Annotated in this window: 12 protein-coding genes and 2 pseudogenes; 3 read left to right on the top strand and 11 right to left on the bottom strand. The window is 39.6% G+C overall.

Going from position 1 to position 14493, the window contains the following annotated elements:
* Nucleotides 1-25 precede the first annotated feature (25 nt).
* From lpdA to ACO1D1_RS00450, 5 genes and pseudogenes are all read right to left on the bottom strand, one after another.
* Nucleotides 26-1440, bottom strand: a pseudogene (gene lpdA, locus ACO1D1_RS00470) (dihydrolipoyl dehydrogenase).
* Nucleotides 1441-1444: 4 nt separating this feature from the next.
* Nucleotides 1445-2770: a dihydrolipoamide acetyltransferase family protein gene (locus tag ACO1D1_RS00465; protein ID WP_149869445.1), complete on the bottom strand. Its 1326-nt coding sequence runs from the start codon at nucleotides 2768-2770 to the stop codon at nucleotides 1445-1447.
* Between the two features lie 118 nt (nucleotides 2771-2888).
* Nucleotides 2889-3866 carry an alpha-ketoacid dehydrogenase subunit beta gene (locus ACO1D1_RS00460; RefSeq protein ID WP_423334587.1) on the bottom strand — a complete coding sequence of 326 codons (978 nt, stop codon included), beginning with the start codon at nucleotides 3864-3866 and terminating at the stop codon, nucleotides 2889-2891.
* Nucleotides 3867-3869: 3 nt separating this feature from the next.
* Nucleotides 3870-4986 (bottom strand): annotated as a pseudogene (gene pdhA, locus ACO1D1_RS00455) (pyruvate dehydrogenase (acetyl-transferring) E1 component subunit alpha).
* Nucleotides 4987-5384: 398 nt separating this feature from the next.
* Entirely contained in the window at nucleotides 5385-6050 is a 666-nt protein-coding gene (locus tag ACO1D1_RS00450; RefSeq protein ID WP_423334586.1) for a YkyA family protein, read from the bottom strand.
* Between the two features lie 183 nt (nucleotides 6051-6233).
* On the opposite strand from ACO1D1_RS00450, the gene def reads away from it, so the two are divergent.
* The 3 genes from def to rnjA all read left to right on the top strand — a co-directional run bounded on the left by def (nucleotide 6234) and on the right by rnjA (nucleotide 9131).
* Nucleotides 6234-6788, top strand: coding sequence for a peptide deformylase (gene def, locus ACO1D1_RS00445; RefSeq protein ID WP_149869441.1), 555 nt, complete (start codon nucleotides 6234-6236; stop codon nucleotides 6786-6788).
* 459 nt (nucleotides 6789-7247) lie between these two features.
* On the top strand, nucleotides 7248-7460 hold the full coding sequence (locus tag ACO1D1_RS00440) for a DNA-dependent RNA polymerase subunit epsilon (RefSeq protein WP_149869440.1): 213 nt from the start codon (nucleotides 7248-7250) through the stop codon (nucleotides 7458-7460).
* A 3-nt stretch (nucleotides 7461-7463) separates the two neighbouring features.
* Nucleotides 7464-9131, top strand: a complete 1668-nt coding sequence (gene rnjA, locus ACO1D1_RS00435; RefSeq protein ID WP_423334585.1) for a ribonuclease J1 — start codon at nucleotides 7464-7466, stop codon at nucleotides 9129-9131.
* Between the two features lie 42 nt (nucleotides 9132-9173).
* Here the strand turns inward: rnjA and ACO1D1_RS00430 are convergent, their stop codons facing one another.
* The 6 genes from ACO1D1_RS00430 to dapD all read right to left on the bottom strand — a co-directional run bounded on the left by ACO1D1_RS00430 (nucleotide 9174) and on the right by dapD (nucleotide 14427).
* Entirely contained in the window at nucleotides 9174-9833 is a 660-nt protein-coding gene (locus tag ACO1D1_RS00430; protein ID WP_149869438.1) for a potassium channel family protein, read from the bottom strand.
* 88 nt (nucleotides 9834-9921) lie between these two features.
* Entirely contained in the window at nucleotides 9922-10833 is a 912-nt protein-coding gene (locus ACO1D1_RS00425) for a DUF4349 domain-containing protein (protein WP_149869437.1), read from the bottom strand.
* Between the two features lie 112 nt (nucleotides 10834-10945).
* The gene (locus ACO1D1_RS00420; protein WP_149869436.1) at nucleotides 10946-11401 is read right to left on the bottom strand and encodes a TlpA disulfide reductase family protein; all 456 of its coding nucleotides are present in this window, start codon (nucleotides 11399-11401) and stop codon (nucleotides 10946-10948) included.
* Between the two features lie 242 nt (nucleotides 11402-11643).
* Nucleotides 11644-12192 carry a peroxiredoxin gene (locus ACO1D1_RS00415; protein ID WP_149869435.1) on the bottom strand — a complete coding sequence of 183 codons (549 nt, stop codon included), beginning with the start codon at nucleotides 12190-12192 and terminating at the stop codon, nucleotides 11644-11646.
* Nucleotides 12193-12356: 164 nt separating this feature from the next.
* Entirely contained in the window at nucleotides 12357-13478 is a 1122-nt protein-coding gene (locus tag ACO1D1_RS00410) for an N-acetyldiaminopimelate deacetylase (RefSeq protein ID WP_149869434.1), read from the bottom strand.
* A 238-nt stretch (nucleotides 13479-13716) separates the two neighbouring features.
* Nucleotides 13717-14427: a 2,3,4,5-tetrahydropyridine-2,6-dicarboxylate N-acetyltransferase gene (gene dapD / locus ACO1D1_RS00405; RefSeq protein WP_149869433.1), complete on the bottom strand. Its 711-nt coding sequence runs from the start codon at nucleotides 14425-14427 to the stop codon at nucleotides 13717-13719.
* Nucleotides 14428-14493 lie beyond the last annotated feature (66 nt).

The raw sequence follows: 14493 nt of genomic DNA, 5'->3' as shown, positions 1-14493 counted from the left end.
TTTAGAAAAGGACTTTATTTTCGAACTATTTAACAATATGGATTGGGGTTCCAAGAGCAACTTCTGCTGCTTCCATTGTTATTTCACCGAGCGTCGGATGAGCATGGATTGTCATAGCTAAATCTTCAGCTGTCATGCCAGCTTCAATCGCTAAACCTAGTTCAGCAATCATGTCTGACGCACTTGCACCTGCAATTTGCGCCCCAATAACAAGACCGTCTTCTTTACGGGTAATTAATTTTAAGAAGCCATCGCCGCTGTCCAGTGATAATGCACGTCCATTTGCTGCAAATGGGAATTTAGCAGCGTTTACTTCAATACCTTCTTCTTTTGCTTGTGACTCTGTATATCCTACCGAAGCCAATTCAGGTTCTGAGAAGACTACCGCAGGAATTCCTAAGTAATCAATTTCAGAAGAATGTCCGGCAATTGCCTCTGCCGCAATTTTGGCTTCATAGGATGCTTTATGGGCTAATTGTGGACCTTGGACAACATCACCAATCGCATAAATATTACCAATATTTGTTCGGCATTGTTTGTCAATTTCAATTAATCCTCTGTCACTCAGTTTCACACCAACTTGTTCTAAGCCCATTTCATCAGTGTTTGGACGGCGTCCAACCATAACAAAGACATAATCAGCTTCGATTTTCTTCTCTTCGCCTTTTGTTTCAAATGTGACAACCACACCGTTTTCCGTTTCTTCGACCCCTTTAGCCAATGCTTTTGTATAGAATTCAGCACCTTTTTCTTCATGCTGCGCTTAACAAGGGAAGCCATTTGCTTATCAAAAACGCCAAGACCTAATATTTCTTCTGCACCTTCTAGAATGGTCACTTGACTGCCAAAGTTTGCGTAGGCGCCGCCAAGCTCAATCCCGATTACACCGCCGCCGATGACGACAATTTTTTCTGGAATCTCATTTAAATTAAGGGCTCCAGTCGAATTAAGAACGCGTTTCGAATATTTAAAGGCAGGAAGTTCAATTGGACGAGAACCAGTAGCAATAATCGCATTTTTAAAAGTATACGTTTGTGCAGAATTTTCATCCATCACCCGAAGTGTATTAGCATCAACGAAATAGGCTTCACCGCGTGCAATATTGACTTTATTTCCTTTTAATAACCCTTCCACACCGCCAGTTAATTTTTTCACGATTCCTGATTTAAATTCTTGAACCTTTGAAAAATCAACCTTTACATTTTCCGCCGTAATTCCGAATGACTCAGAATGAAGGGCAGTTTCATAACGGTGACCTGCTGCAATTAGGGCTTTAGAAGGAATACACCCAACATTTAAGCATACGCCCCCAACATATTCTTTTTCAACAATTGTTACTTTTTGTCCTAGCTGCGCAGCGCGAATTGCTGCCACATATCCACCAGGACCCGCACCAATAACTATAGTATCTGTTTCTATAGGGAAATCTCCAACGACCATAATATTACGCCTCCATTAACAATAGTTCTGGATCGTTCAATAAACGTTTAATATGATTTAATGCATTTTGTGCTGTTGCACCGTCAATCATTCGATGATCAAAGCTTAAAGAAAGTGCTAAAACAGGTGCAGCAACAATTTCACCGTTACGAACGATTGGCTTTTCTGCAATACGGCCAACACCTAAAATAGCTACTTCCGGATGGTTAATAACAGGAGTAAACCACTGGCCGCCTGCAGAACCAATGTTTGAAATAGTACATGATGCACCCTTCATTTCATTTGGCGCAAGTTTGCCTTCACGAGCTTTACCTGCCAACTCATTAATTTCGTTAGAAATACTGAAGACTGACTTACGATCAGCATCTTTTACAACTGGAACCAACAAGCCCTTTTCTGTATCCGCAGCAATTCCGATATTATAGTAATGCTTGTGAATGATTTCGCTAGTTGCATCATCAAGTGAAGTATTTAAAGCAGGGAATTCCCTTAATGCACTTGTTAATGCTTTTACGATATATGGCAAGAAAGTAAGCTTAATGCCTTTAGCGGCAGCCACTTCTTTGAATTTCTTACGATGGGTAACTAGTTTCGTTACATCGACTTCATCCATTAATGTAACATGTGGTGCCGTATGTTTTGAATTGACCATTGCTTTAGCAATAGCTTTCCGAATACCGCTCATTTTCTCACGAGTTTCAGGATATTCACCTTGTGGGATTGCTGCCGCTTGTGGTGCCTCAGCTTTCGCTGCTCCCGTTTCTGCAGGTGCCGCAGCTGCTGCTTGCGGTGCCGCTTGTGCCCCGCCGCTCACGAATGCATCAATATCACTTTTTAGAACACGGCCATTATCACCTGACCCTGAAACTAAATGAATATCAATACCTTTTTCACGTGCATATTTACGTACAGATGGCATTGCGATAATTCGTCTATTTGGATCAACCTCTGCTTGTGGTGCTGGTGCTGCTGCTGTAGGTGCCGGTTGTGTGGCCGCCTCTTGCTTAGCTTCTGGGGCAGGAGCTGGAGCTTTTTCTTCTTGTTTAGGTGCATCATCGTGATCGTCACCTTTAAATTGCAGGTTTTCATATCCTGGTGCATCAAATGTAACAAGAACTTGGCCAACTGTTGCAACAGTTCCTTCGCCAACTAATAAATCTATTACTGTTCCCTCAACTGGGGAAGGAATTTCAACCACTGCTTTATCATTTTGAATTTCACATAGGACATCATCTTCTTGGACTTTATCACCCGGTTTGACAAACCATTTGACAATTTCTCCTTCGTGAATACCTTCACCGATGTCAGGCATTTTAAATTGAAATGACACTGAGCTTCATCTCCTATTTTTTCATGTATTTTAGCCAATTTTGCTAGGATGAAAATGGGAAAGGAACACCCTTTCCCTGGATTTAATTTACCAACGCCAAAATAGTACTCTTCAACGTCTAGAACGTTAATACCTTCTTAGCTGTTTCAATAACGTCCTTATAGTTAGGAAGCCAAACGGATTCCGCTTGCGGGAAAGCAAATACAGTATCTGGAGCTGCAACACGCAATACAGGTGCTTCCAAGCTTAAAATAGCACGATCGTTTATTTCTGCCACAACGTTTGCAGCAATACCTGCTTGCTTTTGTGCCTCTTGAACAACAATGGCACGCCCGGTTTTTTCAACCGATGCAATAATGGTTTCAATATCGATTGGACTTACAGTACGCAAGTCAATTACTTCGGCAGAATACCCTTCTTTTTCCAGCTCTTCTGCTGCTTTTAATGACTCATGGACCATTGCACCATACGTAATGATGGAAACATCTTTCCCCTCACGTTTCACATCCGCTTTTCCTAACGGAATCGTGTATTCCTCTTCAGGAACTTCCTGGCGGAAAGAACGATATAGCTTCATATGCTCAAGGAAAATAACCGGATCATTGTCACGGATAGATGCAATAAGAAGACCTTTTGCATCATATGGTGTTGACGGAATAACCACTTTTACTCCAGGTGATTGTGCCATAAGACCTTCTAAGCTGTCAGCGTGCATATCAGGAGTATGTACGCCGCCTCCAAAAGGCGAACGGAATGTTACCGGAGCATTAAACTTGCCGCCAGTACGATAGCGGAGGCGTGCAGCCTGACCGGAAATTGAGTCCATTACTTCAAATACAAATCCGAAAAATTGAATTTCTGGAACAGGACGGAATCCCTGTAAACTCAGACCGACCGCTAAACCGCCGATACCTGATTCAGCAAGTGGTGTGTCAAATACACGATCTTCGCCAAATTCATTTTGCAGTCCTTCTGTCGCACGGAAAACACCACCGTTTACACCCACGTCTTCACCGAAAACTAAAACATTCGGATCATTACGCAATTCCGTACGTAATGCATCTGTAATTGCTTGGATCATTGTCATTTGAGCCATGGCTTACTTCGACTCCTTTTCTTTAAATATTTCATATTGTTCTTTTAAGTTATAAGGCATATCTTCGTGCATAATTGAAATCAAATCAGTTACCTTTTGTTTTGGTGCCGCATCTGCTAGCTTAATCGCTTCTTTAATATCTTCTTTGGCTTGTTCAATTACTTCGTTTTCCTTTTCTTCGCTCCAAAGCCCTTTGTTTTCAAGGAATTTGCGAAAACGAACAAGCGGATCTTTCTTTTCCCACTCATTGTCAAGGTCAGCTGTTACAATAACGTGTTGGGTCATCACCGGCCATTGTGTGCGGGCCATAACGGTATGTTAATGTTTCGATAAGTGTTGGACCTTCACCATTAAGCGCACGTTCGCGGGCATCACGAGTTGCTGCATAAACAGCTAACGGATCCATACCGTCAACGACGATACCAGGAATACCAGCTGCAACTGCCTTTTGAGCAAGTGTCTTTGCTGCAGATTGTTTAGCAACAGGGGTTGAAATAGCAAAACGGTTGTTTTGAATAATAAAGATAGCCGGAGCTTTAAATGCACCCGCAAAGTTAATGCCTTCGTAGAAATCCCCTTGAGACGTTCCACCGTCACCTGTATAAGTAATTGCAACGGCTTTCGCACCACGTTTTTTCATTCCTAGTGCTACACCTGCTGTTTGAACGTATTGAGCACCGATAATGATTTGCGGGATAGCTATATTAACACCTTCAGGAATCTGTCCACCTTGAAAATGTCCTCTGGACCATAAAAACGCTTGCGATAAAGGCAATCCATGCCAAACAATCTGCGGAACATCACGATATCCCGGTAAAATAAAATCTTCTTTTTCAAGGGCAAACTGAGAAGCCAATTGAGAAGCTTCCTGTCCGGCAGTTGGTGCATAGAAACCAAGTCTTCCTTGACGGTTTAAAGAAATAGAGCGTTGATCAAGAATCCTTGTATAGACCATACGGCGCATTAATTCCTGTAATTGTTCATCTGATAGGTCAGGCATTGCTGCTTCGTTAACAACCTCACCTTGTTCATTAAGAATTTGAAGCGTTTGAAATTGATCTTCTACAGTCTCGAGCGCTTTCTTCGCATCTAGCTGGGCGTTCTTAAGTTTAGAAGCCATTTTGGTCACCTCTTCCTTTCTATTCGGAGCTTAATATTAAAAATAAAATCCACTGTTAGATTACCCAAAAAACAGACAATAAAAGCATGATTCACAGAAACGATTTATATAAAACAAACAAAAACTTCTACTCACCCTAATTATATTCTGTATTACTCTTTTAGGTAACTCTATTGATACAACTTTTCAGCTCATATATGAGTTTACATCAACATTTTTTACGCGTCAAATACTAAGATTATAATTTTTCATCATAATCATATTAGAAACATTTTATTTTATAAAGCCATCTGTACCACCCTACCATTTCAAACTGTTATATAAAATTAGCCAATTATTATTGTTGTTATAATATAGAAAAAATCGGCTGGTTCAGCCGATTCCAAATTTAGCAATGATTATTTACTCGATTTAAGCCCTGCCTTTTTATAAAATGAAAGCTTCTTATCATTGTATTGTTCCGTAAGCATATTAAACTTTTCATTAGCATCCGAAACCTGTTTATACTGTCCATTTAATTTATTTACCTGTGCCTCAAGATTTTCTAAAGGAAGGTTCTTATTTTTAAACATTTCATATAATTCTTTATCATATTTTAAGGCATCAGAATATTCTTTGTATAACCATTCATGTGCTTGATACCGCTGCATCATGATATCATAAAGTTCATTTGCTGTCTTTGTAAGCTCAGGGTCTTCAAATTCATCTTTAATTTTAGTTGCTTTCTTAAATTCCTTTTCTGATTCGTTTAAGCTTTCTGTTTCCTTTTCCATATGATTTTTTCTTTTTTCCGTTAAGAGAATTGCTTCATCAGAAAGTTTGACAATCTGGTCATATTCTTTAATGCCAAGATCGATAATTTGGTCATATAGTTCTTTTTCTTCTATTTCCAAATTAACAAGCGGATCTTGTTGTTCCTCGAAAGCCTTTTCTTTAGCTACAACACCCTCTAAAATATCATACATCTTCTCAACAGAAGTCTTTTTTTCAGTACATCCTGATATAATGAATATGATGATAGCTAAAATAGAAAGTAAATATCTTCTATTGCCTTTTAAAAACATATTGAAACCTCCTAACTACTGCCAACTTTAACTATATCTGTCCTAGGTTTGTTTGACAATATACCAAGGAAAAAAAGTATGCAAAAATCAGGATGTACAGACAATCAATGGTTAACATTTTATCTAATGTTTGATAGACTAGTGATTGCAAATATTTTTAATTGAACACGGGAGTGAAGGTTCATGATCACGATGGACGATATTATTCGAGATGGACATCCTACCCTCAGAAAAGTGGCTGCAGAAGTTGCCATGCCGCCATCAGAGGAAGATAAACAAATCTTATCCAGCCTTTTAGAATATGTTATTAATAGTCAAAATAATGAAATCGCGTCAAAATATAGTTTACGTCCGGGAATTGGTTTAGCTGCCCCGCAAATAAATGTTTCAAAAAGGATGATTGCCGTTCATCTAACAGATGACAAAGGGAATCTTTATAGTCATGCATTATTTAACCCTAAAATTATCAGCCATTCTGTTGAAAAAGCCTATTTACAACAGGGCGAAGGCTGCCTTTCAGTTGATGAGGCCATTCCAGGCTTTGTACCGCGGTATGCAAGAGTTACCGTGAAGGGGGTAAATCTTGCAGGTGAAGAAGTGAAGCTTCGGCTTAAAGGGCTTGCCGCCATCTGTTTTCAACACGAGATTGACCATTTAAATGGAATCATGTTTTATGATTATATTGATTCCAATGAGCCATTTAAGCCGATTGAAGACGCAATCGGGATCGAAAGGTAAAAACACTGGCCTTTTTATTGGGTCAGTGTTTTTCTTTCATTAAAGACTGTCATTGTTATTCCATGTTTAACCATGAAAATATCAGCGATTTCATCATATAATAATAGTAAAAAAACATTTATTTTTTAAAAAATCTCAATTATCTCCCATTGCTTGCTTTACATTGGACAAGGTTCGTATAAAATAAGAAATAAGGAGATGATCCACTATGTTAAAGAAGCTAAGGAAGAAGCTTGTAAAACAGTGGAAAGATTTACTGAGAAAAAAAACGATTGCCTAATTTTTTTAAGGGCCCTTCAAACTTGCGAAGGGCTCCTTCGTTATTGTAAAGTGGGAAAACAAGCGGTTATTAAGATACTATTCATTATTATTCCAAGGGCTTCCAAAGAAAATAAATGAAAAAGATGAAAATATTATATATAATAGAAAAAGCTATGATTGAATAAGGAGCGAATTTATATGATATATAAAGTATATTATCAAGAAAGCATTACTCAAGTACCTGTTAGAGAAAACACAAAAACCCTTTATATTAAAGGTGAATCGGTAAGAGATGTTCGCGCAAAAATTGCCTCCCGCGGGTATAATGTTGAATTCGTACAGGAAGTAACAGGAGCATATTTAGAATATGAACAACAAAATGAAGACTATAATGTATTGGAGATTGGATAATTTATGAAATTTGTAAAAAATGATCAAACTGCTGTTTTTGCCCTTGGTGGATTAGGTGAAATTGGCAAAAATACGTATGCAGTTCAGTTCCAGGATGAAATTATTTTAATCGATGCCGGAATCAAATTCCCTGAGGATGAATTATTAGGTATTGATTATGTTATTCCTGATTACACCTATTTGGTAAAAAATGAAGAAAAGATTAAAGGTTTATTTGTCACTCACGGTCATGAAGACCACATTGGCGGTATCCCCTATTTACTGCGCGAAGTAAATATTCCCATCTATGGCGGCAAGCTGGCCCTTGGGTTAATCAAAAATAAATTAGAAGAGCATGGTTTGCTTAGAACTGCAAAATTAATTGAGATAAAAGAAGACGATGTGATTAAATTCCGCAAAACATCTGTTACTTTTTTCCGGACTACGCATAGTATTCCTGATTCTTATGGGATTGTCGTTAAGACACCTCCAGGTCAAATAGTTCATACAGGTGATTTTAAATTTGATTTTACCCCTGTAGGTGAACCAGCCAATTTGACTAAAATGGCTGAGATCGGAAAAGAAGGCGTATTATGCTTACTTTCAGATAGTACGAATAGTGAAATACCTGAGTTTACGATGTCTGAGCGCCGAGTTGGCGAAAGCATCCACGATATTTTCAGGAAAGTGGATGGACGGGTCATTTTTGCTACCTTTGCTTCAAATATCCACCGGTTGCAGCAAGTGGTAGAGGCCGCCGTCGTAAATGGCAGGAAAGTTGCCGTGTTTGGCCGGAGCATGGAAGCTGCAATCAATATTGGACTTGATTTAGGTTATATTAATGCCCCAAAAGAAACATTTATTGAAGCAAATCAAATTAACCGGTTACCGGCTGATAAAGTCACGATTTTATGTACAGGTAGTCAAGGTGAACCAATGGCCGCTCTATCACGAATTGCCAATGGCACACACAGGCAGATTCAAATTATTCCCGGTGATACTGTCGTGTTTTCATCTTCACCGATTCCCGGGAACACAATCAGTGTAAGCAGAACCATTAATATGCTGTACCGTGCAGGTGCAGAAGTAATATATGGGAAATTAAGCAACATCCATACTTCAGGACACGGCGGTCAGGAAGAACAAAAACTAATGCTCCGCTTAATTAAACCAAAATTCTTTATGCCCATTCATGGTGAATACAGGATGCAGAAAATGCATGCTAAACTTGCGGTTGATTGCGGTGTAGAAGAAGATAATTGTTTTATTATGGACAATGGAGAAGTATTAGCCCTCTCAGACCAAACAGCACAGGTGGCCGGCAAAATTCCGTCTGGTTCTGTCTATATTGATGGCAGCGGCGTTGGCGACATTGGAAATATTGTATTAAGGGACCGCAGAATTTTGTCTGAAGAAGGTTTAGTCGTCGTTGTTGTAAGTATTAATATGAAAGAGTTTAAAATTGCTTCCGGGCCAGACCTTATTTCTCGTGGTTTTGTTTATATGAGGGAATCCGGAGATTTAATCAATGATGCCCAAAATTTGATCACCAAACACTTGAATAAAGTAATGGAAAGAAAGACAAGCCAATGGTCTGAAATCAAGAATGAAATCACGGATACATTAGCACCATTCCTTTATGAAAAGACAAAGCGGAGACCTATGATCTTACCGATTATTATGGAAGTTTAAAAAAAACGGAAGCGCCACATTAGTTTGAGGCGCTTCCGTTTTTTATTCAAGGACTTTTCTTTCGAATCTGTCGATGTCGGTATCTGTACCAATTACGATTAAAACATCATTAACAAAAAGTGTTTCCTTCGCTTGTGGAGAAACGATGATTTCTTCCCCTCTTTTAATAGCTACAATATTAAGCCCATATTTTTTGCGGATATCCATATCTATTATTGTTCGCCCGCTTAACCGTTCATTTGCGACAATTTCAACAATGCTATGTTCATCGGAAAGTTCAAGATAGTCGACAACATTACTGGAAGCCATATTGTGGGCAATCCGTTTCCCCATATCCCTCTCAGGATGTACCACATGGTCTGCACCAATTTTGCGAAGGACCTTTTCATGGTAATCATTTTGCGCCTTTGCCGTAACACAAGCGACCCCTAGCTCTTTTAAAATAAGCGTAGTGAGGATGCTTGCCTGTATATCATCACCAATCGCAACGATCACATGATCGAAATTACGAATCCCTAAACTCTTCAATACATTCTCATCCGTTGTATCACCAACCACGGCATGGGAAGCAATCATAGCAAATTCATTAACACGTTCTTCATCCGCATCAATCCCCAGTACTTCCATTCCTTCATCGGTTAAAGTGCGGCAAATACTGCCGCCAAACCGGCCAAGTCCAATTACCGCAAAACTCTTCTTCATAAATTACTCCCCCGATAACAACAATGATTTGATATGTTGTATATTTTAGCACTCTTCATCCTTTTTTAATAGAGAGAGTTATCTCCGTTTACCCCTGCCGATTTCTTTTTCTTTTTTTATAGGAAAAGAGAATGAGAAACACAATTATAAATATTATTGCCAGCACAGGTATATTTCCAATAATAAATACTACTAATCCTGACAGGCCCGCCAATAACATATTGGTGCTTTTCATAAACTGTTTTTTCGTTTTCTCCCAAGTATTTAGTTGATCATTATCAATGGCAGGAACAATTACCTTATTTTCGTAAAGGGTAATGGTCACAGTTGAAAACGAGGTTTGGTTTTCTAAAAACTTCATTTTACCTTGAATCGTCTCAATTTCTTCCTGAACGGCTGCCAGGTCTGCTGAAATTTTAAGTAAATCCTCTGTTTTTGCTGCCCCCTGCATAAATGTCAGCAATCTTTCCTCAACGGCCTTTTTTGATTTTAATCTGGATTCAAGGTCGACATACTGCTCCGTTACATCCTGCCCGCTAATATTCCTCTGCAGGACCTCAGCCGCTTGCCCTTCAGCATCGTGTAAAAAGTCTTGAAAGTGCTTTTGGGGAATCCTTATTCTTAGACTGCCGCTCACCTGCTCTTTACCTTCTCTCGCCACTGTGGATTCGGCTATATAGCCGCCATATTTCTCTGCTTTTTCCTCCAAGCTTCGAACAGTTTGCTCAAATTTTTTTACCCGCAGCTGAAGGTCTGCCTGATAGATAACCATCTTGTTGGTAACTTCAATAGTTGCCGCTCCTGCTGTTTGATTTTCCTTTGCTTTATCGTTATTGAATAAAGCTGCCTGCTCCCCGCTGCCGGCCTGTGATGTATCCATTTCTGTTTTACTTTCCCTATTCATTTTTGCACTATCACTCTTATTGCCTGCACTACAGCCAGCTAATCCTAATAATACAGCCATTATTAAAATTGGACATGCCCTGATTAACTTTTTCAATGACTACACCCCTTTTTCTCTATCATAATTACTAATACCGACGATAAATAGGAGGCAAGGTTACACAAAAAAAGCTGTCCGTTATGAAAACGAACAACTTTTTCTTTTCTTTTTATTCCGTTTTTTCTAACTCATCCAGTACACGGTTGACACGTTTCTCAAGCATCTTCATTCCGCTCCCTCCCGCTTGGAAGTGACGGAGCTTGCCTTCACGATCGAAAACATAATAGGCAGGGACATATTGATTCTCCAGTGCTTCTGTTAATTTATGCTCACTGTCTACAAAGATTGGCTGAGTGATCCCGTGTTCTGCGGCAACTTTCTTAATTTCTTCCAGATTCAAATCATCTTCCGAACGCGGCATATGGACCGCAACGACGTTTAGCTTCTCTTTAAAATCATCACGGAATTGATTTACCTGCGGCATCGCTTCTTTACACAAATGACAGCTAATAGACCAAAAATGAATCAATGTAGGTTTTTCACCGATAAGATCATCTTTGGTTACTTGGCCGTTTAACCATTCGACAGCCCCAGTTAACTCCGGCATTGGTTCACGTAATTTCATTTGTCTTGCCCCCTTTTTAAAATAGACCTAACACTGTATAAGGTTAGGTCTATCAATTGATTAGAATTTATACCTTTGGACTTTGAGAATTGTCCAGCACCAGCACCCAGCGGCTAGTGTACTAGCCCTCTCCTCCCTACGATAAGTCAACATCGGACCGCTAACGCTCTCCGTGTTTCCTTTATCTCAGTCGGAGCGGTCTAGTCCATACGCCGCTAAACGGGCGCTTCCGCTTTTCTTATTTATACGTTTAACGTAGCTTGTCCAGGCTTCCAGTTCGCCGGGCAAAGGCCACCAGTTTGCAATGCTTGAAGCACACGCAGGGTTTCATCAACGTCACGGCCGATATTGTTGTGATTTACAACAGAATACATTAATTCTCCTTCTGGGCTGATGATAAATAAACCGCGTAGAGCGATACCTTCTTCTTCAATTAATACTCCGTAGTCCCGTGCAACAACATGGTTTGTATCTGCTGCAAGTGGATAGTTTAAATCACCAAGGCCGTTTTCTTTACGGTCTGTTTTAATCCATGCTAGATGTGTATGGATTGTGTCAGTTGATGCTCCAATAACAACTGCATCTAGATCATCAAACTCTTCAAAACGATCTGACATTGCAGTGATTTCAGTTGGACATACAAATGTAAAATCCATTGGATAGAAGAACAATACCGTCCATTTATCATTTTTCATGTTTTCTTCAAGACTGACTTTTTTAAATTCTTTGTTTGGCATTACAGCGTCCATTTCAAAGCGTGGAGCTTGTTTGCCTACCATACGTTCTGGCATGTTAATCCCTCCAAATAAATTAATGAAACAAGTTTTTGCTGCATTCCCATTTCAGTTTTACCTATAATCCATGAGAATAAACGACAATTTCTAACAGTATTCCATTAAATTTTAACATGATTAACCAGTAGAACAAAATAAAATGACTTTAAAAAGTAAAGTCTTTACCTATTCCCTTTATACGTTAGATAGCTTGTCATGAGCCTTACAGCAACATCAATCGCAGCTTCATTTGGGTTTAATTTAGCATGATGCAGCCCAAACGGGGAATCAACCCCAAGCCAGAACATGAACCCAGGTATTTCTTTTAGCATATAACCAAAATCCTCGCCCGTCATCGCTTCTGTACATTCGATAACTGTTATATCTGGTTTCTGCTGCAAAAAGTGAATAAATTCTCTTGTGATCGATTCCGTGTTATAAACCTGATGGTACATTGAACCATAGTCAATAACGGCTTCACATTCAAAGCCCGTTTCAATTCCTTTTACTACTGCTTCAATACGATGCTTAACCTTTTTCATCGATTCTGGTGATAAGGTACGAATCGTTCCTTCAAGCCTAGCTGTTTCGGCAATAATATTTTGTACCGTTCCACCAGTTATTTTGCCAATAGTAATGACGGCACTATCCAATGGGTTTACATTCCTTGATACAATGGTTTGCAACTGATTGACGAGCGTACATGCTGCGATTACCATATCATTTGTTTGGTGTGGGTATGCAGCATGTCCCCCCTTCCCCCTAAGATCGATAAACAATTCTGACGTATTCGCAAATAATAATCCTTCTTTTAAGGCGATGGTTCCAACAGGATACTCCGGTGCTATATGGAGCGCAAAAATCATATCGGGCATCCATTCCCGCATTTCCTCCGAAGCCAGCATGGGCTCCGCTCCACCTGGCCCTTCCTCAGCAGGTTGAAAAACAAACAAGAGGTCATCACTTATGGGATTTTCGACAAAATGTGTCAGGACCCCAAGGGCAATTGTCATATGAAAATCATGACCACAGGCATGCATATTGGTCCCATGGGATGAAGAAAAGGATAAACCGGTTTCTTCACTAATAGGGAGACCATCAATATCTGTTCGATATCCAATTATTTTATCGGGGTTGAGCCCATGAACTTTTACAAATAAGCCTGTCCGCCATTCTTTTATTGAAACTCGCTCCTCTGGCAATGACTGTATGTATGACAATAAATAGGCCTGCGTTTTATATTCTTGAAAACCGAGTTCCGGAATTTGATGCAGATCTCTACGGATTTTGATTAAGGAATCCATATTATCTCTCCTTTATAAAAAGGCGTGGAATAGAATCCCACGCCGTACTAGTTTAATAAAAATAAAATAAAGGTCTTACTTCGAGAATTGTCTAGCTCAGCGCCCTAGCGGCTAGTGTCCTTCGCACTCCGCCCTACGATAAGTCAAGCACGAATGCGCCTCAGGCTCTTCGTGTTTCCTTTATCTCAGTTGGAGCGCTCCAGGCCATACGCCGCTGACCAGGGCACTTCCGCTTTTCTTACAGTTGACGAAGCTCTTGCATGATTTCTGTTTTTGATTTCGTTTTTTCGTCAATGTCTTTAATTTTTCTTGCTGGCATCCCTGCCACTACTGTGTATGGAGCTACATCTTGAGTGACAACCGCTCCGGCAGCAACGACAGAACCTGTACCCACTGTTACACCTTCAAGAACAACAGCATTGGCACCAATTAAAACATCATCTTCGATAATAACAGGCTTCGCAGATGGCGGCTCAATGACACCTGCTAAAACAGTCCCGGCTCCAATATGACAGTTCTTACCAACAGTAGCTCTGCCGCCGAGGACAGCTCCCATATCAATCATCGATTTTTCGCCAATAACCGCTCCGATATTGATAACAGCCCCCATCATAATAACGGCATTATCACCAATTTCAACCTGGTCTCGGATTGTAACACCAGGCTCAATACGAGCATTAATATATTTTGTATCTAACAATGGAATAGCTGAATTGCGGCGGTCAGTTTCCACCACAAAATCTTCAATTTTCGACTTATTTTCTTCTATCACAGCATTAATTTCAGCCCATTCTCCAAAAACAACACCAGTACTGCCATTGATAAAAGCTTTTGTTTCGCTTCCAAATTCAATTCCTTCTAATTCACCTTTCAAATAAACCTTAACAGGTGTTGCTTTTTTACTATTTTGAATAAAAGCGATAATTTCATTCGCATCCATCATTTTCATTATGCTTACCCCCTATAAATATGTACTGAAAATACTTTATCAAACAAAAGTGATGAAAACAAGAAA

The sequence above is a fragment of the Neobacillus sp. 19 genome (assembly GCF_049463095.1).
In the GTDB taxonomy this organism is placed as follows: domain Bacteria; phylum Bacillota; class Bacilli; order Bacillales; family Cytobacillaceae; genus Neobacillus.
This window is presented reverse-complemented; position numbering and strand designations above follow the sequence as displayed.

Excerpts from the sequence above, each read along its gene's own strand:
- ACO1D1_RS00460 (WP_423334587.1), bottom strand. The coding sequence starts at position 3,866 with ATGGCTCAAATGACAATGATCCAAGCAATTACAGATGCATTACGTACG.
- ACO1D1_RS00450 (WP_423334586.1), bottom strand. The coding sequence starts at position 6,050 with ATGTTTTTAAAAGGCAATAGAAGATATTTACTTTCTATTTTAGCTATC.
- def (WP_149869441.1), top strand. The coding sequence starts at position 6,234 with ATGATCACGATGGACGATATTATTCGAGATGGACATCCTACCCTCAGA.
- ACO1D1_RS00440 (WP_149869440.1), top strand. The coding sequence starts at position 7,248 with ATGATATATAAAGTATATTATCAAGAAAGCATTACTCAAGTACCTGTT.
- rnjA (WP_423334585.1), top strand. The coding sequence starts at position 7,464 with ATGAAATTTGTAAAAAATGATCAAACTGCTGTTTTTGCCCTTGGTGGA.
- ACO1D1_RS00430 (WP_149869438.1), bottom strand. The coding sequence starts at position 9,833 with ATGAAGAAGAGTTTTGCGGTAATTGGACTTGGCCGGTTTGGCGGCAGT.
- ACO1D1_RS00420 (WP_149869436.1), bottom strand. The coding sequence starts at position 11,401 with ATGAAATTACGTGAACCAATGCCGGAGTTAACTGGGGCTGTCGAATGG.
- ACO1D1_RS00415 (WP_149869435.1), bottom strand. The coding sequence starts at position 12,192 with ATGCCAGAACGTATGGTAGGCAAACAAGCTCCACGCTTTGAAATGGAC.
- ACO1D1_RS00410 (WP_149869434.1), bottom strand. The coding sequence starts at position 13,478 with ATGGATTCCTTAATCAAAATCCGTAGAGATCTGCATCAAATTCCGGAA.
- dapD (WP_149869433.1), bottom strand. The coding sequence starts at position 14,427 with ATGAAAATGATGGATGCGAATGAAATTATCGCTTTTATTCAAAATAGT.